The organism is Rhizobium sp. 25PS6, assembly GCF_032464655.1.
In the GTDB taxonomy this organism is placed as follows: Bacteria; Pseudomonadota; Alphaproteobacteria; order Rhizobiales; family Rhizobiaceae; genus Rhizobium; species Rhizobium laguerreae.
Genome location: NZ_JAWDIV010000009.1, coordinates 220,920 through 241,608 on the forward strand (window position 1 = coordinate 220,920; position 20,689 = coordinate 241,608).

The window sequence follows — 20,689 nt, forward strand, 5'->3', positions numbered from 1 at the left end:
CTCTAAGCCGCTCGAAGCGCCTCAGGCGATGTTTTCGAGATTTGCCTGGTGGATCTGGTAGAGCAGCGGCTGGCCGGTCACGAAGCGCTCTATCTCGTCCACCGCCATCTCGCCGAGTCGCGCCCGTTCCAGCCCGATGGCGCCGGCAATATGCGGCGTCAGAAAGACGTTCGGCAGATCGTAGAAAGCAGAGCCCGCCTCCGGGATTTCCGGATCGGTGACGTCGAGGACCGCATCTATACGGCCGGTCTTCAGCACCGAAAGCAGGGCGGCCTCATCGATGAGAATGCCGCGCGCCGTGTTGATGAGCGTCGCGCCGTCCTTCATCAGCGACAGCCTTCGCGCATCGATCATATGCTGTGTCGACGGCAGCGACGGCGCATGCAGGGAAACGATATCCGATTGCCGCAGCAATTCGTCGAGATCGACCTTCTCCGTTCCCAGGCCGGCTGCCTCGGCGGCATCAAGCGTCGGATCGGAGAGCAGCAGTCTATAGTCAAAAGGTCGCAAGAGCTCGATGACGCGCCGGCCGATGCGCGAAGCGCCGACGATGCCAACGGTGCGGCGGTAGTTTCCGATCGCTTCACGCTGCATCAAATGTGTCCGGTTGCGGTTTCGGTCGGCAACGTAGACATCGCGGAAACGAAAAACACGCTTGCCGGCGAAGATGATCGCCGCCAGCGCGAATTCGGCCACCGGCACGGCGTTGGCCTCGGCCGCATGGCTGACCGGGATACCGGCTTCGAAGATGGCGTCGTCGATGACGCCTTTTACCGTGCCCGCCGCATGGACGATGAACTTCAGATGCGGCGCCGCGGCGGGAATTTCAGGCCCGACATAAGGCCCGCCCCAGCCGGTGATCAGGATTTCCGCCTCAGCCAGCAGACGTCTCGCATGCTCGTCGTCGAAGCGCTGCAGCGGCTTGGAATCCAGCAGGCGACCAATACTACTCAACCGGCGCAGGACCTCATCCGGCAGGACATGCTGCGTGCGCGACGGTTGCATGGCAAGGACAATGGCCGGCTGGCTCATGGCATTTGTCCGGGCGCTTCGATGGCGCTGACCGTCACGCCCTTTTCCCTCACCAGGGCCTCCAGCGCTGCAATCTCAGGCGCTTTCGGCGGTTTCGTCCACGCAGACGAGAGGGCGGCGGGATCGTCAAGTGCCAGCACTGCCGTCACCAGGATGGTTTCACCGGCCGGAATCTGCCCGCGCAGCTGCGGCACCAGGGTTTTCGCGACGATCACATTGGTGTTGGGCATTGCCTTCTGGACAATACCCGAACGTTTGACCGAGGAGCCGAGATCGAGAATGCCGGTGAAATCGGCTTCGCCGACCGCATAGGCAATCCCACCCGAAGCGGACAGCGTATCCAGCTCGAAATCCCGGCGGCCGATGGCAAATCCGCCTTCGGCAATCCGCAGCGGCCGGCTTGTCCTGATCCTATGGAAGCGGATATGCCAGGGTGCGGCGGGCACGAGCCAGGTTTCGACGTCGACATCGGCAAAAGGCGACCACTTGGCAAACAGCACGTCGCCTGCGATCTTGGCTTCCTCATTCGTTTCGCGCACGCGGTAGTGCAGGCCGTCATCGCTGAAGGCAAGCGCTGAATCGAAGGCGGCAAGCGCAAAGGCACGCTCATCGGCCTCGACGCTGAAGCCGTAGCGGGCGGAATAGGCGAACTTCGCGTATTTTTCCGTGCCGCACCGCATCTGCAGGTTTTCCTGGCCGGAAGACAGCGCCACGACATCGCCGCCCGCCCGCATGATCACCATACCGGGATGACGCTGGGGGATGATGTCAGGTGCTTGCTCCGGCACCTTCTCCTTCGCCGTCCAGAATGGGTGATCTTCAGCGATCGCCAGCGGCAGGAAGGCCTTGAAGGCCCAGTAGGGCGAGCCGGCGGAATTGTAGCTCTCCGACATCAGCAGGTTCGGATAGCCGAAACCGATCGACAGCACGCCGTCGCGATCGGCAATCGGTTTATCCTTCCACCAGCGCAGATGCTGCAGGCAGAGATGCTTGACCTCGCCCCAGGGCAGAGCCTCGACATCGGCAAAGGCGAGCGCCGACCAGAAACCGGCGCAGGCAAAGCGATAGGTCAGGCTGCGGCCGAAGGGGATCGTCGCCCCGTCGGCGGCAAACCAATGCCGGAAATCCCGAGCGAAGAGGACCGCGCGCTCGCGGTAGCGCTTTGCATAGTCGTCGTCGACGAGCTTCGAATAGATCAGGCCATAAAAATGCATGGCGAAGGGAATGTAGTGGTCGATGCGGCGGACGTTTCCATCGCGATACCAGCCGTCGCCGATATAAAAACCTTCGAGCTCCTCAAGATATTGCCGCGTCAGGCTACGGTCGAAATCAGCGCCGAGACGATCGAGCGCGATATCGACGAAGATCCGGAAGAATTTCCAATTGTTGTCGGCATAGTCGAACTGCCTGACATGCTTGAGATAGGCGACGACATTGCCGCGGGCGCGCGCATCGAGCGGCTCCCAGATCTTTTCCGGCACCAGCGCCAGGGCGAAACCGAGCGCGGCAAGCTCGACCATCCGCTGATCGCGGCCATTGACCGTTCCCCAATATTCGGGATGGGCGGGGTCTGTGCCGTTTGCGAGGCCTTCGGCGAAACGATGCCAATGGGCGAATTCGCCGTTGCCGGCGCCAAGCGGCGCCAATCCCCAGAGCGGGCGGACGAACCCTTCGAGGTCGGCCGCCGCCCGGTCGAAATGGGCGCCGCCGCCATTGAGGGTGACGCGGGCATTACCGTTCGAGAAACAGCCAAGCAGCGGATCGAAGAGCGCAAGCAGGGCGCGGCTCATATCGGCGCGGGTTTCCAGCGGATTGCCTGCGAGCGGGTTGGCGCTGGCGGGATCATAGGTCATCGCATCTCTCACGGGTTTTCGGCATTCGGATTCGGAACAGTTCCACCCGGAACGGGAACGACCGCCTGGCAAATGTGGCGGGCCGGTGCCGTCCTGTTGCGGAAACGGGCAAGCATCAGCGACACGGCCTCACGCCCGAGAGCGGCGCGATCGACGCGCATGGTGGACAGCCGTGGATTGGTCATCAGCGCGCAGGGCAGATCGTCGAAGCCGACGATCGCGAAATCCTCCGGCACACGCAGGCCGGCCTCGGTCACAGCCTCGAGCACGCCGACGGCGATGAAATCATTCATGCAGAAGGCGGCGGTAAAACCCGCATTCTCGGCAAGTGCTGCGGCGGTGCGTTCATGCGCCTCACGGATGGGGCTGCCCTGGAGGGTCAGGGACACGAAACGGCCCTCGGCACCGGGGACGGCGTTAATCGCCGCCTCAAAACCGCGCACGCGCTCCCGGATCGTATGGCGGTGGGAGCCGCTCAGATGCAGGATGCGGCGATGGCCGGCCTTTATCAACCGGCCGGTCGCCTCATAGGCGCCAAAGAAATTAGCCGGCGAAACGCCATCAAACTGCATCCTTGGATCGGTGCCGTTGACAAGAACCGTCGGGGTCATGCTGGCCTGCAGCCAGCCGCGCAACATGTCGTTCGGATCGATACCGACGAGAAAGAGGCCCTCAGCGCTCGCGGTCTGCATATAGTCGCGCACGGCATCCGGGGTGGTTCGATCCTCGCGGACCAGCCGGACTTCGAAGGGCATGCCCGCTTCGGCAGCGCCGGCGCGCAGGCCGTCGACGATCGCTTCATAAAAGACGCTGAGAGTGCCGGTGACGCCGTCGCTGGCAATCAGCGCCAGTCCGCCTGCAACGGCTTCGGAAGCAGGCTTGACGGGATAACCGTTCTCGGCTGCCACTTTCAATATCTGCCGGCGCACGCTTTCGCTGATCCCAGGTTCGTTGGCGAGCACGCGTGACACCGTGGAGACCGAGACGCCGGCCAATGTGGCTATATCGGCCTGACGCGGCCGTCTGATTTTTTGGTCGATCATGGGGCAAACATTATGCAAATAATGCAAATTTGCAAGAAAATGGTTGGTTCTTGCAAATAAATTTTTTTTTGCGTACTCTATTTGCTGAAATGCCCTGACAACGCCATTGGAGGATGGCAGCGGGCATATTGGAACAAGGAGGATATCATGCAGGTCAATCGCCGTTCATTCCTGATGGGTTCAGCCGGCGCGGCCGCCGGCCTCGCCTTCGGTGCCGGAAGCGCCATTCCGGCCTTTGCCGAAGACGCACAGCTACGTGCCATGTGGTGGGGTTCCAACGATCGCGCCAAGCGCACACTTGACGTCGCCAAGCTCTATCAGTCCAAGACGCCCGGCGTCACTATCGTCGGTGAATCGCTTTCGGGCGACGGCTACTGGACGAAGCTCGCAACGCAGATGGCCGGCCGCTCGATCGCCGACATCTTCCAGCTCGAGCCAGGAACCATCTCGGACTATTCGAAGCGCGGCGCCTGCCTGCCGCTCGATGAATTCGTCCCCTCGACGCTGCAGGTCGATAGCTTCGGCGCCGACATGCTGAAACTGACCACCATCGACGGCAAGCTCTATGGTGTTGGCCTCGGCCTCAACTCCTTCTCGATGTTCTTCGACACAGTCGAGTTCGAAAAGGCAGGCATCCCGGTGCCGACGCCCGACCTCACCTGGGATGAGTATGCCAAGCTCGCCGTAGAACTCGCCAAGTCCTCTGGCAAGAGCGGCGGCCCCTATGCGGCGCGCTACGCCTATGTGTTCGATGCCTGGCTGCGCCAGCGTGGCAAGAGCCTCTTTGCGAGGGAAAGCGTTGGGCTAGGCTTCACGGCCGACGATGCCAGGGAATGGTTCGACTACTGGGAGAAACTGCGCAAAGCGGGTGGCACTGTTGCCGCCGACGTACAGACGCTCGATCAGAACACCATCGACACCAATGCGCTTGGTCTCGGCAAGTCGGTGATCGGCATGGCCTATTCAAACCAGATGATCGGCTATCAACTGATCATCAAGAACAAGCTCGGCATCACCATGCTGCCGCGAGAAAAGAAGGGCGGTCCATCCGGCCATTATTACCGCCCGGCACTGATCTGGAGTGTGGGCGCAACGACCAAGCAGGGCGAAGCTGCCGCGAAGTTCATCAGCTTCTTTGTCAACGATCCCGAAGCCGGCAAGATTCTCGGTGTCGAACGCGGTGTGCCGATGTCGCCTACCGTGCGCGAAGCCATCCTGCCGCAGCTTAACCCGACGGAGCAGGAAACGGTCAAATATGTGAACCTGCTCAAGGATCAGGTCGGCGAATATCCGCCGCCGGTGCCAATGGGCGCAACCCAATTCGACCAGCGGGTGCTGCGCCCGATCTGTGACGAACTCGCCTTCGAACGGGTCTCGCCCGCCGATGCGGCAACACGGCTCATCGAAGAGGGTAAGGCAACGCTCAAGGGATGATCGGTCGCCTGATATGAGAGGAGAGGCCCGCAACACCCCGGCGGGCCTTTCTGTTTTCTGGCTATCAGTTGGCCAGACTTTCGACCACGCGCCAGTCCGGCCGGCCGAGATTGAAGGGCCAGGCGTGCACATCCCGATCGTTGAAATAGACCACTTCCTGCAGATTCGGGAAGGCGCTCTGCTTCAAGGTGGCCGTTTCGATCCACGGCTTCATATAGGCGTCGCCGCCTTCATAGCCGAGCTCAGCCACCCAGATGGGCTTGCCGTAGCCGGCGACGAGATCATATCCCTGCTTCAGCGCTTCCGAGAAGGTCCGGTGCTCATTGTAGGCAAGCTCGTCGTAGCGCTGCAGACCAAAGACTGAGAGGCCGACGAGATCGACATAATCGTCGCCGGGATAATAGGCCTCGAGGCCAGGCTCTCCCTTCGGCGACCACATGAGCTCGGTGCCGGGCGCCTCCTGGCCGACGATGTCCATCATCCGCCTGTAGGCGGTGATATAGTCCTGCGGGTTCCAGCCAGACCATGAAAACCGCCCTGACTTATCTTCCATCTCCTGCCCCCAGCGGACGATCACCGGGCTTTTCAGCGCCGATATCATCTGCGCGATCGCACGCATGTTGACATCGTAGTCGCCGCGCAGAACCTTTGCGCGAAGCTCGGCGGAGGTCAGCCGCCAATCGACGTCCCAGGACCATGGCTCCACGGTGATCAGCAGGTTGCGGCCTCTGGCCTGCGCATAGGCATCGGCGACGCGCAACGTCTCGAGGTCGACGTCCTCCCATGGCAGGAACAGGGCTTCAGTCGCGACATTCGCCTGGGCGCCGAAATCGCCGTGCGGATCATAGGCACCGAACTTGATGCCCTCGGCATGAAGCACGGGGCGCTTGTCGATGATCGTCCGCACGGCCGCCGCCGGGTTCGGGGCAATGCCGGCATATTGCACTTCGCTTCGGCCCGGCAGATCCGCGACACACAGTAGCAGCAGCGCTATCGCGGCGGTCGAGAGGTTTTTTTTCATCAGCTTCTTCATGGCTCACCCTCCTTTTCGGGCTACTTCCTGGCTCAGCAGGATCTGCTTCAGTTCGCTTGCCTTCGCGCTCACGGTGTCCGTGGGAACAAGCTTCTGGAACTCATCACCCTGACGCACCGATGCGTGGCGGAAGACGTACCATTCGCCGTTCGGCTGGCGCCGCTGGTAGATCGTGTTACCGATCTTGCGATGTCCGAAACAGGTGCTGGCGCGGGCCGCGCCCTCGGCATTCGTCCAGGTGGCGCGCATGCAGAGCTGACCGAGATCGTCGACCACCCATCTGCCTTCGGCGAAGGACGGCTGCCCCTTGTCGTTGCTCCAGGCAACGAACCGCCGGCCGTCATCGAAGAAACGGCCGCCGCCGGTGTTCCAGGTCCAGGTCTTGTCGCCGTAGATCCGATAGAGCTCATAGGCGCTGAGCGGCGTCGGCGCGTCCTTTTTGGCAACCTCGGCGCCGTGCGCTGCCACCGGCAGGCACAGGCTGAGAGCAAGCGCAGCTCCCAATAGTCTCGATCCGATACTCATTACATCCTCCATACTCGACACTTGCCGGTTCCGCCGGCTCACGCACCCTGTTCGTCTCGGCCGGTTCTGCCGAAACCATTCCATCTCAGGTGGAATTTCACGATCCTGGTCTTGCCGCCGCCGAGGCCGGCGCCGGCCACGGCAAATTGCGTTTCGGTGAAACTGACAAACGTCTGGCCGTGCGAAAGAGCTTCGAGGCCGCGCAGGCCGTGGCTCCCCGCCTGCGTGCCGCCGGCGAGGAAAATCGCAAGCCCGGTGGCTGTCGCAAGCCACAGCCCGCGCGATTGCGGCAGCAGCGGCAGATCGTTTTCGACCGCATGGCGAACGACGATCAGCACCGTCAGCGACAGGTAGACCGATAGGTTCATCATGGCGAAAACATAAAAACCCTGGGCGGCCGCGGCATCGGTCGCAAACATCATTGCGGCGGCCGAAAGGCCGGCGAGCCCGATATAGGGCGCGATGACGCGCAGTGGCAAAGACTGCTGCTGCTGCCTTCCCTTCGGCGTGATGCGGAAATCGACGAAGGAGCCGCAGATATAATCGCGGATAGCGGCAAGGCTGCCGGCCAGCGACCACGGCCAGCGCAGAAAGATGAAGGCAAGCCCTTCCCAGCCGAGCAGTTTCGCATCGTGCGGCCTGAAGGTTGCCGTTGCCCGCCAGAAGAAGGCAAACAGCGTCAGCACGATCGACATCGGCACGAAATGCAGCAGGAAATCCGGATAGGTGACATTGACGAAGACACGGCCCGTCAGCAGCGCGGCAACCGGCAGCAGGAACATCATGGCCATGAAGACCGAAAAGAGCGGGTACCAGAGCTCAGAGAACACGAACTGGAACCTCAGCCGCCAGGGCAGGTGCATGATGTGGTGGCGGGAATATTGCAACAGAATGGTGACCAGGCTGCGTGACCACTGGAATTCCTGGACGACGAGGTCGGTGAAATTTGCCGGGCCGTCGCCATGTGCGATCGCATCGACGGCATGCACGCCACGCCAGCCGCCGGCATTCATCATCAGCGTCGTCGAATGGTCTTCCGCAAGTTCCGGGCCGAGGCCGCCGATTTGACGAAGGGCTGATGTGCGAACCGCATAATGGGAACCGATGCAAAGCGGCGCCCAGCCATTATTGTAACCCGTCTGCAGCGAACCGTGCAGGCTTGCCTCCGCATAGAGTCTGCCACGCGCCGCCCAGCTTGTCCCAGCATTGGCATCGCAAATGCTCGGAGCGGAGACATAGCCGATCTCAGAATCGGCGAAGGGGCGCAGGATTTCACGGAGGTAGGTCGGCGTCGGCACATGGTCGGCATCGAACTGGGCGACGAAATCGTAGCGCGCATAGCCGAAATGATCGTAGAAATAAGCGAGGTTGCCTTCCTTGCAACGCGTCCGGCGCGGCCAGGTGGTGCGATGATACTCCGCCACACCCTTTCGGGTGGAGATCAGCACGCCGTGCGCCGCACACCAACGCCTGGTTTCCTCCGAAGGGTCCTCGTCGGCGAGCCAGACATCGAAATCGACGCCGACCTGGTCGAGCATCGCCTGCAGCGTGGTGCGGACGACGGCAAAGGGCTCGGACGGCGCCTTGGTGACGACCATAGCCACCCGCCCTTCCGGCAGCCGCGTGCGAGGGCTGACCATCCTCGCATCGAGAAAGATCAGGATAAAATAGGCCGGCACAAGCGTGATCCAGGCAAGCACGAGGGTGACGAGCACGAAGGTGGCCCAGGAAATGATATGGGCGGACTGGCACCACCAGATCCAGAAATAGCCGAGTGCCGTCAGCCAGCAGAGAATGCCGAAGCCATAGGCGACACGGTTCCAGCCGGTGAAAACAGGATCGAACGCGTCCGCTGCGACGGCTTTGGCCGTCCTGACGCGGTGGCCGGTCTGGGAAATGTCGCTCATGCCGTCACCTGCAGGCCGAAGGTGGGGCCGGCGGTGCGAATGATCGTATCGATGTCCGAGAGGACGGGGGCAAAGCCGAGTTCCGCCTGCGCCCTTGCGGTATTGGCAAAGAGGATCGGCGGGTCGCCGATGCGGCGCGCGCAATAACGGACGGGGACTTCGCAGCCGCTGGCGCGATGGATCGCCTCGAGAATCTCGCGCACCGAGGTGCCCCGACCTGAGCCGAGATTGACGCTTAGCGAGCCGCCGTCCGCCATCAGATGGTTGACGGCGGCGAGATGCGCCTGCGCGAGATCGCTGACATGAATATAGTCGCGAACGCAGGTTCCATCCTCGGTCGCATAGTCCGTTCCAAAGATATCGAGCCGCTCCAGCCTGCCGGCGGCGGCGAGAAGGGCGCGCGGTATGAGATGGGTCTCGGGTTGATGACGCTCGGCAAGCTCACCATCGGGATCGGCTCCGGCCGCGTTGAAATAACGCAGTGCGGCATAGCGGATGCCATAGGCAGCGGCAAAATCCTCGAGCGCCATCTCGAAGATCAGCTTGGTGCGGCCATAGGGGTTAACCGGATGCTGCGGGCTTTCCTCGCGTATCGGCAACGAGGCGGGAACGCCATAGGTGGCGCAGCTGCTCGAAAAGACGATCCGGTCGATATCCTGATCGAGGCAGGCCTCGAGCAGGGTCAGACTGCCAACGACATTGTTGCGGTAATATTTCCTGGGCATGTCGACGGATTCGCCGACATAGGCATTGGCACCACAATGAATGACGCAATCGGGCGAAAACTCTGCAAGAGTCCGGCGCAGGGTAGCGGCGTCGGCAAGTTCCGCCCGAATGAGCGGACCCCAGCGGACACTGTCGGCATGCCCTGTCGAGAGATTATCGTAGGTAACCGGGATCATGCCGGCGCGCGTCAGCGCTTTGCAGATATGACTGCCTATGAAACCGGCGCCGCCGGTGACGAGAATGTAGCGGGGCATCTCATACGACCTCCGCCTTCTCTGTGCCGGCGAGCAGTCCGTCGAAATAGTCGACGGTGCGAGCCAAGCCGGTTTCGAGCCCGATGCGGGGCTGCCAGTCCAGCTCGGCCATGGCCCGGGAAATATCCGGCCGCCGCTGACGGGGGTCGTCGGTGACCGCCGGCAGGTGGACGATCCGGGAACGCGAGTTCGTCAGGTCCCGGATGATTTCCGCCAGGCGTCGAACGGTCATTTCGGCTGGATTGCCGAGGTTGATCGGGCCGTTGCAGGCGCTGCCGGCGGCCGAAAAACGCAGGAAACCCTCGATGAGATCGTCGACATAGCAGAAAGAACGGGTCTGCTGGCCATCGCCATAGATCGTCAGATCCGCGTTGCGCAGGGCCTGCACGATGAAATTGGAAACCACCCGCCCGTCGTCCAGGCGCATGCGGGGTCCGTAGGTATTGAAGATGCGGCCGACCTTGATGTCGACGCCATAAGTCCTGTGATAGTCGAAAAACAGGGTTTCGGCGCTGCGCTTGCCCTCGTCGTAGCAGCCGCGCGGTCCGATCTGGTTGACATTACCGCAATAGGATTCGTGCTGCGGGCTCAGGGTCGGGTCGCCATAAACCTCCGACGTTGACGACTGGACGACGATCGCACCGGTCTTTCGCGCGCAATCCAGGGTATTGACGGCGCCGAGCACGTTGGTGAGCAGCGTCCCCACAGGATCCCGCTGATAATCGGGCGGAGAGGCCGGAGAGGCGAAATTGAAGATGAGCGACGCTTCAATGTCGAAGGGCTGGCGAACATCATGCTCGACGATGTGGAAGCCGGTGTTCGACGCAAGGTGGTCGACGTTCGCACGGCGGCCGGTGGAAAAATTATCGAGGCATGTGACGCTGTGGCCGCGCTGCAGGAGCCTTTCGCAGAGATGCGAACCGAGGAAGCCGCCCCCGCCATTCACAAGAACGGTGCGCAACGCTTGCGCTACCGGTATGCTTGACACTTCAGAATAGCCTTCGTTGGGAACGAAACTACGCATTACAAACTCCCTCCCAGGTATTTAGTCTTTTGATTTATTTGTGCGTCTCAAGTCTTCCTATCCGTCTGGATGTTCACGAACCTCCTATCAAATCATGAATAGCTTTGTAGTTATTCTTCGGGTAACTGACTTACTACTCAAATGATAAGACGATTAGCGCGAAGGTCAACTTCAAAAAGTTCTAGTATCCAAAATAATTACACAAGTATTCTTCAAAGTAACAAATGATTAATCACACTTAACCATTCTCCGTCACAATGCTTTCACTGCCGCTCAAGCTTCACTCAACGCAGCTAATATAAAAGGGAAGGCGGGAGATTGGCCGAGCTCAACTGCACCGCCGGTCTTGCATCCGGAAGCGCCATATGCGAGGGGTTTGGGATGTTGAAAAAACACGATGCAGCGCAGCTGAAAAGCCGGCGTATCCGCTCGGCGATATTCGCCTGGGGAACGGCGCTTCTTGCGATCGGACCGACGGCCTGCACGGCCGTCGGTGACGATATCGCGGTCGTCGCGAAGAAGAATGCCGCCGTGGTCGAGGCGCCGCGCGTTTCCAAGGCCTATGCCTATCCGGCAAATCGGGCCGAGCGCCCGGCTGCGGCTACGGTCCGGACCGTAGCCTATCACGGCTCGGCGCCTTATATCTGCTCTCCAAGCGGCTTCGGACAGAAGTCGCGCTGTTTTGCACGCCCCCCGATCTGAAGCAAAAGCGTCAGATCAATTGCGCCAACGGCCGGACATATCGTCTTCACCGGCGGGATGCTCATTGAAGAAACGGGATGCAGCTTCCGTGCGGTTTCTGACGTTCATCTTCTTGTAGATGTTGCGGACGTGAACCTTCACGGTATTTTCGGATAGATGCAGCTTGTCGGCGATGATCTTGTTCTGCGTGCCCTTGCATATGAGATCCAGGATCTGAACCTCCCGGGTCGTCAAAGCGGAGATGCTGTCGCGTCTCAGCTTGAGCGCATTGCTGCGGGCCGCATCGACCGATTTTGTCTGATAGAGCGAAGGCTCCAGCTGGGAGTTTTTGTTGGTGAGGCGATTGAGAAGTGCTGACGGAAAATGTTCGCCGCCCTTCATCAGCAGATCCACTGCAGCCATGAAGACATCGAGCCGCAGGTTGAGTGGCAGAACGCCATCGATGATCCGCGCTTCTACCAACCGGCTGACATAGGGCTCGAGCATGTCGATAGCTTCGACGACAAGTCCGATCGAGGTTTCAGGGTGGTTTTCGCGGGCGGCCTGCAGCGCTTCATGAAGCTCCGGGCCGGGTATATGATAGAATAAAACGAGTTTTATATCGCTGGCATCTTTTTCCAGAATCGGCTTTGTACTCGTTATGCTTGCCACTTCACAGTTCGGAAATTTCTTCGCTAGTGCTTCTACCATGCATTCTGAAAACAGATCCGCCTTGGCTACCACTAGTATAGTATCTCCGGACGGACCCAACTTCCTTCCTTGGTCCGCATTCTCCATCCCTGAGCCTGTCATGAACATATACGCCTCCCCTAGCGTTACACTTTACTCAAACGTGGAGCGATGGCGGGTATTAGATAGTATGAAATGCCGGTCCCGAACGTCATCGCCTTATTTTTTAGACATTTCTTAATTATGTTAATACGGATTGAGAAGGAAGGAAATGGCCCAAAGTGATTAGTTTTAGTGGGCGAAAAACGATACGATACAAAGCTTTAGTTGTATTTTCACCGCAATATATACTTCAAGGCTATATTTGCTCCGACTATAGATGATCAGTTGAATGTAATATTTCAGTACAAATTTTCATGTTTTAGTTGTGCAGGGCGGGCCGGATATGTCCACAGGTGCCCGTCAACTCTGCGGCGAATGCCGGGAGCCCCGGATTATCGCTGCTCGCCGACGCCGCCGCCGAACAGATCTTAGCGCTCCGACGACAGGAGCTATCCGAGGGCTACTCGAGCAGGGCAGATCCGCCTTAGCCCGAATTGATGTCTATCGGATTCGCATTTTTTCCAGCATCCTGTGATCGTCGTCCAAGTGGCGACATGGAAAAGCCAGGTATCGTCATGCGTTTTTGATGCACGGTCTCCATTATAGGGCAACTCAACGAAAAGAAAACCTGACCACTCCCTATCCTCTCAGGATTCGGAGCCGGATATGTGCGGCCTTGTACTGAGTACGTACGTTCCCAATACCAACGGTTTGATCAACAAATCGCGATGAAGCTGCAGATGACTAGTATCGAATACATCTGCCGATGTTAACCGCATCGGAGCGAGCGCGAGTAAAATCCCATTTGAGATGAGAGGGATTTCGAAAAGCTGCTCCGGTTTTTTCTGGAGAATGCAATGTCTGACGACACCGAAATCACGAAGGTCGGGGCGCTTGCCGACGGCTTTGCCAACAGCGCGATCAATTCGACTAAAATCGACGACGATTCGACCGGTTATGTCGGCGGCCTCGCCAATGGCGACAATCGCGATAATACCGACAACAGCGTCGACGTCGACGTCAAGGCTGAAATCGATGTCGCGACCAACAATGGCGACAACCGCGACAACGAATACGACTGGAGCTACAAGTCCGACGACGATACGAGCACCAAGACCACGACGATCACCGATACCGACACCAAGACCGACTACGACTGGAGCTATGACAGCAAGTCGTACAACGACAACGACACCGACACCAAGACGATCACGGACACCGATACGAAGACCGTGACCGACACCGATATCAAGACCGTTACGGAGACGGAGACGGATACGAAGACCGTCACCGACAGCTTCAACACCTCCGACAGCTTCAACAAGACGGACACAGACTTCGCCGTCATCGAGGACGTCAAGGACTCCAATCTCGGCGTTGCCGGACACGACCTCACCTTCAACCTCGGGGACGACTTCTCCTTCACTCTCGACGTCGACAGCATCCTGAACGATTCGCTGAACGGCCAAGGCAACGACAGCGGCTTCAGCGCCGTCCAGGCGAACCATCTGGCTGACCAGGATAGCGCCTGGAACACCAAGATGGACAACGCAGGCGCTCAGAACCACCTGAATGCCAATGGCGGCACCGCCGACAGCGCAGAAGGCATGGAGATGGACGGCAAAGGCTGGGATCTCAAGGCCGGCGACGACGCGAGCGGATCGAGCGCGGCCGATGCTTCGGCGATCCTGGCCAATTCCGGCTTCCACCTAGAGCTCGTTCAGGGTGCGAACCTGCTCAGCAACACAGTCGACTCCAGCGTCATCGGCGGCAATTCTCATGCCTCCGACGTCGGCGAGGATACCGGCACCTGACACAACCTCCAGCGACCAAGACGAACTGCACCGGCCCAAGCCGGTGCAGTTTGATTGCTTGAAAACGATTTGACGACCACACCACGGCTCCTGGCGGGCGCCACCAAGGCCGATCGTCATCTCGAATGGGAGGGCCGAACCATGCATATCGAGAAGATTTCGGAAATCATTGCGCACTTCATCGGTCTCTTCGAGATGACGACCGACGAGATGAGGTTGCGTACCAACTATGCCCAAGGCGCAGGACCGGGCGCGGATGGACCGGCTCTGCCGGATCAGGATGCCTTTACCGCCGCCTTCTCTTCCGATCTCCAACTCAAGGACTACGATCCGGGCATCAATTACAAAAGCGGCAGCTACGAAATCGAATTTGGCCCGGCGCGCCATTTCGGCCGCGTCTTCGAAGAGAGCCTCGAGAAGCTGGCGGCGATTGCCGGAAAGGACATCCCGTTACCGCATTTCGGCGATCCTACGGATATCGTGCTCACGGATGAGCTGGAACTGACAGTCTTTGCCGGGCCTGGTTCGGCGATCAGTCATGTCCTCCAGGTCAACGCCCTCTACGACGACGACTATCTCGATATGACGGATGGCGTCCATGCGCCGCGGGACACGAGCTTCGTCATCGAGCGGCTCGCGGACTTCAGCACCAAGGCCGAGATCTTCACGCCTTTTGCAAGCCTCCACCGGACAGATACATATGATGGCGCCCTGAAGATCGCCGAGGATCTCCAAAACTATATCCAGAATGCCAGAAATACCGAGGATAGCGGGGTGGCCCCGCCCGATAGCGACGTGACGCATCATTTCGTCACCACCGAGCCCATGAACGACACCGTCTACATCAACGGCAAGGCCGAGACCGATATACCGGTCCTCGACGACTTCCTGCCCGATCGCGGTCTCGCCAAGCTCCCGGAAGAACCCGACGACAGCAATACATCCGTCGAGCGGACCGACCCGAGCGGCAACAGCCTCGATGTCACCGCCGGTGCAAATCTCGTCGTCAACGTCGCCTCGGTGATCAATACCGGCGTCATCGCCTCGGTCTCGGCGGTGATGGGCAACTATCACCAGATCGACGCGATCTCCCAGGCCTTTGTCTACAGCGACAACGACGAGATCGCCTCGGCGCTGCATTCATCCGGCCATTCGGCCGAAGAGGCGGGAACGATCGCCAAGAATATCGCCCTCTTCGAACACAGCACCTTCGAAGCATCGAGCTACGCCGACACAGATGCAGCCGAGCCGACGTTCCCCAACAGCTGGCGCGTCAGCGTCATCGACGGCGACGTCTCCTTCGTCCAATGGATCGAGCAATATCACTTCGTTACCGACAACGACACGATGACGGTCACCACCTCAGGATCCGAAGCCACGGTTCTGACGGGCGGCAATACCTCCATCAACTTCTCCTCTTTTTTCCAGATGGGCCTGCAATATGATCTGGTGATCATCGGCGGCAACGTGCTCGATATCAACAGCATCACGCAGGTCTCGCTGCTCTACGACAATGACTGGGTGCGGGCAGAGGGCGACCTCGATCCCGGCGCCGACCTACAAACCGGCAACAACCTGATCTGGAATTTCGCCTCGATCCACAATGTCGGGACGGGCGGCCCGTTCGAGGCCATGCCGGACGACATGGTCGAGACGCAGAAGGCGATCGAAGATCGCGATCCCAACATGCCGGAAGGGCTGTCCTTCGATATGAATTTCCAGGGATATGCCGGCCTCAACATTCTCTATATCACCGGCAATCTCTACGACATGACGATCATAAAACAGGTCAGCATCCTCGGCGATTCCGACGATGTGACCCATGCGGCATCGACCATCCTCGAAAACAATCCCGACGCAACGGTTATGATCGACACGGGCAGCAATGCGGTCGTCAACATCGCCGAGATCGTCGACTACGACAGTTTCGGCCAGACGACCTATCTGGCAGGCCAGCTCTATTCAGACGCCATCCTCATTCAGGGCGGACTGGTGGAGCATGACACAACACAGCCGCAGCCGGTCGACGACAGGCTCGCCAATGAAGTCATCGCCTTTCTCGACAACGACGATCCGGCGGGCGGCGATTCCGCTGACGGCGTCATCAATGCCGGGTACGATTTTTCATGGTCGTCGACGCACCCCGCCGACGTAATGCAAGCCATGGTCGCCTGACCTTGAGTATTGCGAGGAAACCACGATGAACCAGATTTCGAAACAAATCTTTGCGGCAGGCAGCGCCCTCGATCTGAGATCGGGCACTATTCCCTCCGCTGCTCCCTCGGATGCGCCGATGACCGATGTGTGCATATCCGCGATCGACGAGGCGGTCGAGAACCTTCGCAGGCTGAGCGGCGCCGCTGCTTCGTCTCCCGATCGCCACAAGAAGACGTCCGAAGCTGCGGCAAACGAGGCTGCCGATATCGGACGCGCAAGCGCTACGCAGGCGCCGCTCCCGGAAAAGATGGTGGTGCCGGAAGCTAAAGTGGAAACGGCACCTCATGTCGCGGTGGCGCAGGGCCTGGCGACAGCAAAAACGCCGGAAGCGCCAGCCCGGCCGCAGATCGAAGCGCGGGTGACCCCCGAACTGCCGAAAGAGAAGACCGAGCTTAAATCGAGCCCGACGATGCCTTTCGGCAAGACCATCGAAGGCGACAGCGGTCCGATCAGCGAGAACAACAGGCGGCGGCGCACCGGCGGCGGCGGAAATGGCAAGAATTCCGATCCCGCGGGCGGCGGGGGCGGGGGCGGGGGAAGCGGCGGCGGTTTTCACAAGCGTAGCGAGCCTGTGAATTTCGCCGCCAGCCTCTCGCGCGGCATGGCGGCGGTACGGCGCAACATGGTGGTCGTCATGATGTTCACGATCGCCATCAACGTCCTTCTGCTGGCAATCCCGCTCTATCTATTCCAGATATCCGATCGTGTGCTGACAAGCCGTTCCGTCGACACGCTCGTCATGCTCTCGATCGCCGTGCTCGGCGCCGTGCTGCTACAGGCCTTCATGGATTCGGTGCGCCGCTTCATCCTGATGCGTACCGCGGTGGAGCTCGAAGTACAGCTCGGCGCACCGATCCTCAGCGCTGCAGCCAGGGCATCGCTGCATGGCAGCGGCAAGGACTACCAGACGCTGCAGGATCTGCAGCTGTTGCGCGGCTTCCTGACATCCGGCACGCTGATCGCATTTCTCGATGCGCCGCTGATGCCGTTCTTCGTGGTCGTCGTCTATTTCGTGCATCCGCATCTCGGCATCATCATCATGGTCTGCTGCGCGGTGCTTTTCGTCATCGCCTATCTGAACCAGAAATTCACCGCCCGGCAATTTGCCGAATCCAACGGCTATCTCAGCCGGGCGAATTTCCATCTCGATTCCATGTCGCGCAATTCGCAGATCATCAACGCAATGGCGATGATCCCCGAGGCCGTGAAGATGTGGGGCCGGGAAACGGCGGGTTCGCTGAAATCGCAAGTCGAGGCACAGGACCGCAACATCATCTTCTCCGGCATATCGAAGGCCTGCCGCATGATCACCCAGGTCACCCTGCTCGGCTGGGGCGCGCATCTGTCGCTCTCCGGCGAGCTGACGGGCGGCATGGTGATTGCGGCCTCGATCATCTCGGGACGCGCGCTGGCACCAATCGAAGGCGCCATCGAAGGCTGGAACCAGTTCAACCGGTCGGCAACCGCCTATAGCAGGATCAAGGGACTGCTGTTGAATTCCCCATTGAACTTCCCGCGCCTGCGTCTTCCCAATCCCGAAGGCCGGCTCGATGTCGAACGCATTCTCTTCGTGCCGCCACCGCAAAAGAAGGTCATTCTCAACGGCATCTCCTTCTCGCTCAGGAAGGGGGAATCGCTTGCGATCATCGGCAATTCCGGGTCAGGCAAAACGACGCTCGGCAAGATGCTCGTCGGCTCGATCGTCCCGACGTCGGGAAATGTACGCCTCGACCTGATGGATCTGCGCAACTGGGACCAGCGCCAGTTCGGCGAAAGCATCGGCTATCTGCCGCAGGACGTGCAGCTCTTTCCCGGCACGATCAAGGCCAATATCTGCCGCATGCGCGACGACGTCGACGATCACCAGATCTACGAGGCCGCGGTGCTGGCCGACGTGCACGAACTCATCGCAGGCTTCCCGCAGGGCTACGAAACCATCGTGGCGGCCGATGGCGCTCCGCTTTCGGGCGGCCAGAAGCAGCGCATCGCGCTCGCCCGCGCCTTCTTCGGCAATCCCAAATTCGTGGTGCTCGACGAGCCGAACTCGAACCTCGATACGCAGGGCGAGGCAGCCCTTGCCAAGGCACTGATCCACGCCAAGAAGCAGGGCATTACCACCGTCACCATCACCCAGCGCCCGGCTCTTCTCCAATGCGTCGACAAGATCCTTGTGCTCAAGGACGGCACTGTCGCCATGTTCGGGGAAAGGATCGAGGTGCTGCAGGCGCTTTCCAAGAACAACGGCAATAACGGTCAACAAGCACCGCGCATCGAGGGATGAACGACATGGGACGGAAAAATCGGGAGACGACCGGTCCGGCGCAGCTTGAGTGGTATAGCGATGTGCCGCGCTCGATCCGTGTGCACAGCATCGTCGGCCTGACGGTTCTCTTCACCTCGTTCGGAGGCTTCGGCTTCTGGGCGGCGACGGCGCCGCTCGCCTCCGCCGTTATCGCGCAGGGAAGCTTCGTCGCGACCGGCAACAACAAGATCATCCAGCATCTGGAAGGCGGCATCATCAAGGAGATGCGCGTCAGCGAAGGCGATACGGTCAGGGAAGGCGACATCCTGCTGACCCTCGATCCCACAGCATCCCGCTCAAACGAGCGGATGCTGCAGCTTCGTCGCCTGCGCCTTGAAGCCGTCGTCGCCAGGCTCCGTGCCGAAGCGCAGGGCCTGCGCGAATTCCAGCTTCCCTATATCGTGACGAAGGAGGCCGGCGATCCTGATATCAACGCGATCATCCAGAGCCAGAACGTCGTCTTCCACAGCAAGCAGATCAAGCTTGAAGAGCAGCTCAATCTGATCGGAAAGAACATCGCATCGCTCGAATTCCGGTTCGCCGGCTATAGGGGCCAGCGAGAATCCTTCGAAAGGCAGCTGTCGCTGCTGACCGAGGAACGCGACTCCAAGGCTCGGCTGGTCAAGGTCGGCTATATGCGCAAGACGGATCTGCTGGCAATCGAGCGGGCGATCGCCGATGCGATGGGCGACATTGCCCGACTGAACGGCGAGCTCAACGAGAGCGAGGCGGAGATCGCCAAATTCCGCCAGGAAGCCGTCATCGCCGTCAACTCCAACAAGCAGGCAGCACTCGATGCGCTCGAGAGCGCCGAAACAGATCTGGACAGTGTGCGCGAACAAATGCGCGAGGCCGCCGGCGTGCTCGAACGCACCACTATCCGTTCGCCGGTGTCGGGCACGGTGGTGCGCTCCTATTTTCACACAGCCGGCGGTGTCATCACAACAGGAAAGCCGATCATGGAGATCCTGCCGTCGCATGTGCCGCTGATCCTGGAAGCGAAGGTGCTGCGAACTTCGATCGACCAGTTGCATGAGGGAGAAACGGCCTCGATCCGCCTCACGGCGCTCAACCGGCGCACGACCCCTGTTCTGCAGGGCAAGGTCTTTTACGTCTCAGCCGATTCGATCGAGGAAAATGCGGGAGCTTCGGTCAAGGACGTCTATATCGTCCGTGTCGGAATACCCGATTCCGAGATTGCGCGGGTGCACAATTTCCATCCCGTTCCTGGAATGCCGGCCGAAGTGCTGATTCAGACGTCGGAACGCACCTTCTTCGAATATCTGAGCAAACCAATCACCGACAGCATGTCCCGCGCTTTCAAGGAGCGCTGATCATGGCGGCGATGTCCGATGTCCTGCTGCGGGTCGGCCGCCTGAACTATGTCTGGACGAACACCGAAAGCCTGCTGATCTACATCATCGCCCATTTTCTCCGGGTCGAAAAGGATGCAGCAATCGTCGTGTTCCTGACGCTGAACACCACGCGCGCCCGGATCGATCTCATCGAACGGCTGTCCAAGCTCGCTTCGACCTCCCCTTCCGACCGGAAGGCGATCCTTTCGGCCATGGCGCGGCTGAAGAAGGAATCCAAGATCCGCAACAAGTACAATCACTGCATCTATTCCTTCGACGAAAAAGGAGAGATTTCGAGCACACAGCTGATGCGGCTCGTCGAGGACGACAAGCAGATCCGCTACGGCAAGATCGAACAGATGGACGCGCGCGAGCTCGACCTTCTGGAAAAGTCGATCGCCGAGATCGTCGCCATCAGCCGGACGCTCTGGGCCTTCATCCATGCGAGCCCGCGGATCTCCGGCGAACTCTGATCTAATCCTTATGTATCCATGTTCTCAAAACCGCTGCACACTTTCGGGCGATGTCCGTAGAAGCGCTACATCCTTCAGGACCCGTTGCGCTCTATCGTTTTGAATCTGTGTATAATTCCTACCAAAAACCGGATGCGATTTTGGGTTATGCGCCGGCTCAGGACTAATCCCATTTGGGCTCCGTAAATCATCCGGACGGTTTATTTGAAGATCGGTGTTTCCCA

At 59.8% G+C, this 20,689-nt stretch carries 16 protein-coding genes; 7 read left to right on the forward strand and 9 right to left on the reverse strand.

Annotation, left to right across the window (positions count from 1 at the left end; genetic code table 11):
* Window positions 1-21 precede the first annotated feature (21 nt).
* Genes RWK44_RS15320 through RWK44_RS15330 form a run of 3 tightly spaced genes read right to left on the reverse strand, consistent with a single transcriptional unit; the run spans window position 22 to window position 3,928 of the window.
* Window positions 22-1,032 (reverse strand): hydroxyacid dehydrogenase, encoded by a 1,011-nt coding sequence (locus RWK44_RS15320; protein WP_316029039.1) that lies wholly within the window; start codon window positions 1,030-1,032, stop codon window positions 22-24.
* A complete protein-coding gene (locus RWK44_RS15325) occupies window positions 1,029-2,885 on the reverse strand; it encodes a DUF2264 domain-containing protein (protein ID WP_316029040.1) in 1,857 nt (618 codons plus the stop codon). The genes RWK44_RS15320 and RWK44_RS15325 overlap by 4 nt, the downstream gene beginning before the upstream one ends.
* A gap of 8 nt (window positions 2,886-2,893) precedes the next feature.
* Window positions 2,894-3,928, reverse strand: coding sequence for a LacI family DNA-binding transcriptional regulator (locus RWK44_RS15330; RefSeq protein WP_316029041.1), 1,035 nt, complete (start codon window positions 3,926-3,928; stop codon window positions 2,894-2,896).
* Window positions 3,929-4,075: 147 nt separating this feature from the next.
* Here RWK44_RS15330 and RWK44_RS15335 point away from each other — a divergent pair, with 147 nt between their 5' ends.
* On the forward strand, window positions 4,076-5,362 hold the full coding sequence (locus RWK44_RS15335; RefSeq protein ID WP_316029042.1) for an ABC transporter substrate-binding protein: 1,287 nt from the start codon (window positions 4,076-4,078) through the stop codon (window positions 5,360-5,362).
* A 64-nt stretch (window positions 5,363-5,426) separates the two neighbouring features.
* On the opposite strand, the gene RWK44_RS15340 is transcribed toward RWK44_RS15335, so the two are convergent.
* Genes RWK44_RS15340 through RWK44_RS15360 form a run of 5 tightly spaced genes read right to left on the reverse strand, consistent with a single transcriptional unit; the run spans window position 5,427 to window position 10,831 of the window.
* Complete coding sequence (locus RWK44_RS15340; RefSeq protein ID WP_316029043.1) at window positions 5,427-6,395, reverse strand: glycoside hydrolase family 26 protein; 969 nt, start codon at window positions 6,393-6,395, stop codon at window positions 5,427-5,429.
* A gap of 3 nt (window positions 6,396-6,398) precedes the next feature.
* Window positions 6,399-6,920 carry a DUF995 domain-containing protein gene (locus RWK44_RS15345; protein ID WP_168283267.1) on the reverse strand — a complete coding sequence of 174 codons (522 nt, stop codon included), beginning with the start codon at window positions 6,918-6,920 and terminating at the stop codon, window positions 6,399-6,401.
* A 38-nt stretch (window positions 6,921-6,958) separates the two neighbouring features.
* Window positions 6,959-8,827: a glycosyltransferase family 2 protein gene (locus RWK44_RS15350; RefSeq protein ID WP_316029044.1), complete on the reverse strand. Its 1,869-nt coding sequence runs from the start codon at window positions 8,825-8,827 to the stop codon at window positions 6,959-6,961.
* Window positions 8,824-9,807, reverse strand: coding sequence for a UDP-glucose 4-epimerase GalE (gene galE, locus RWK44_RS15355; protein ID WP_316029045.1), 984 nt, complete (start codon window positions 9,805-9,807; stop codon window positions 8,824-8,826). Before galE ends, RWK44_RS15350 begins: the two co-directional genes overlap by 4 nt.
* A 1-nt stretch (window position 9,808) precedes the next feature.
* Window positions 9,809-10,831, reverse strand: coding sequence for a UDP-glucuronic acid decarboxylase family protein (locus RWK44_RS15360; protein WP_221945005.1), 1,023 nt, complete (start codon window positions 10,829-10,831; stop codon window positions 9,809-9,811).
* A gap of 381 nt (window positions 10,832-11,212) precedes the next feature.
* Here RWK44_RS15360 and RWK44_RS15365 point away from each other — a divergent pair, with 381 nt between their 5' ends.
* The gene (locus RWK44_RS15365; protein WP_168283271.1) at window positions 11,213-11,533 is read left to right on the forward strand and encodes a hypothetical protein; all 321 of its coding nucleotides are present in this window, start codon (window positions 11,213-11,215) and stop codon (window positions 11,531-11,533) included.
* 15 nt (window positions 11,534-11,548) lie between these two features.
* Here RWK44_RS15365 and RWK44_RS15370 read toward each other — a convergent pair whose 3' ends face one another.
* Entirely contained in the window at window positions 11,549-12,331 is a 783-nt protein-coding gene (locus tag RWK44_RS15370) for a helix-turn-helix transcriptional regulator (RefSeq protein WP_131665445.1), read from the reverse strand.
* An 830-nt stretch (window positions 12,332-13,161) separates the two neighbouring features.
* Between RWK44_RS15370 and RWK44_RS15375 the strand changes: the two genes are divergently transcribed.
* The 5 genes from RWK44_RS15375 (at window position 13,162) to RWK44_RS15395 (ending at window position 20,465) form a co-directional block, all read left to right on the forward strand.
* Entirely contained in the window at window positions 13,162-14,118 is a 957-nt protein-coding gene (locus tag RWK44_RS15375; protein WP_131665446.1) for a fibrinogen-binding protein, read from the forward strand.
* 141 nt (window positions 14,119-14,259) lie between these two features.
* Complete coding sequence (locus tag RWK44_RS15380; RefSeq protein ID WP_316029055.1) at window positions 14,260-16,293, forward strand: hypothetical protein; 2,034 nt, start codon at window positions 14,260-14,262, stop codon at window positions 16,291-16,293.
* A gap of 25 nt (window positions 16,294-16,318) precedes the next feature.
* Window positions 16,319-18,616, forward strand: a complete 2,298-nt coding sequence (locus tag RWK44_RS15385; protein WP_316029046.1) for a type I secretion system permease/ATPase — start codon at window positions 16,319-16,321, stop codon at window positions 18,614-18,616.
* Window positions 18,617-18,621: 5 nt separating this feature from the next.
* Window positions 18,622-19,971, forward strand: coding sequence for an HlyD family type I secretion periplasmic adaptor subunit (locus tag RWK44_RS15390; RefSeq protein WP_316029047.1), 1,350 nt, complete (start codon window positions 18,622-18,624; stop codon window positions 19,969-19,971).
* 2 nt (window positions 19,972-19,973) lie between these two features.
* Window positions 19,974-20,465: a hypothetical protein gene (locus tag RWK44_RS15395; RefSeq protein WP_316029048.1), complete on the forward strand. Its 492-nt coding sequence runs from the start codon at window positions 19,974-19,976 to the stop codon at window positions 20,463-20,465.
* Window positions 20,466-20,689: the final 224 nt, after the last annotated feature.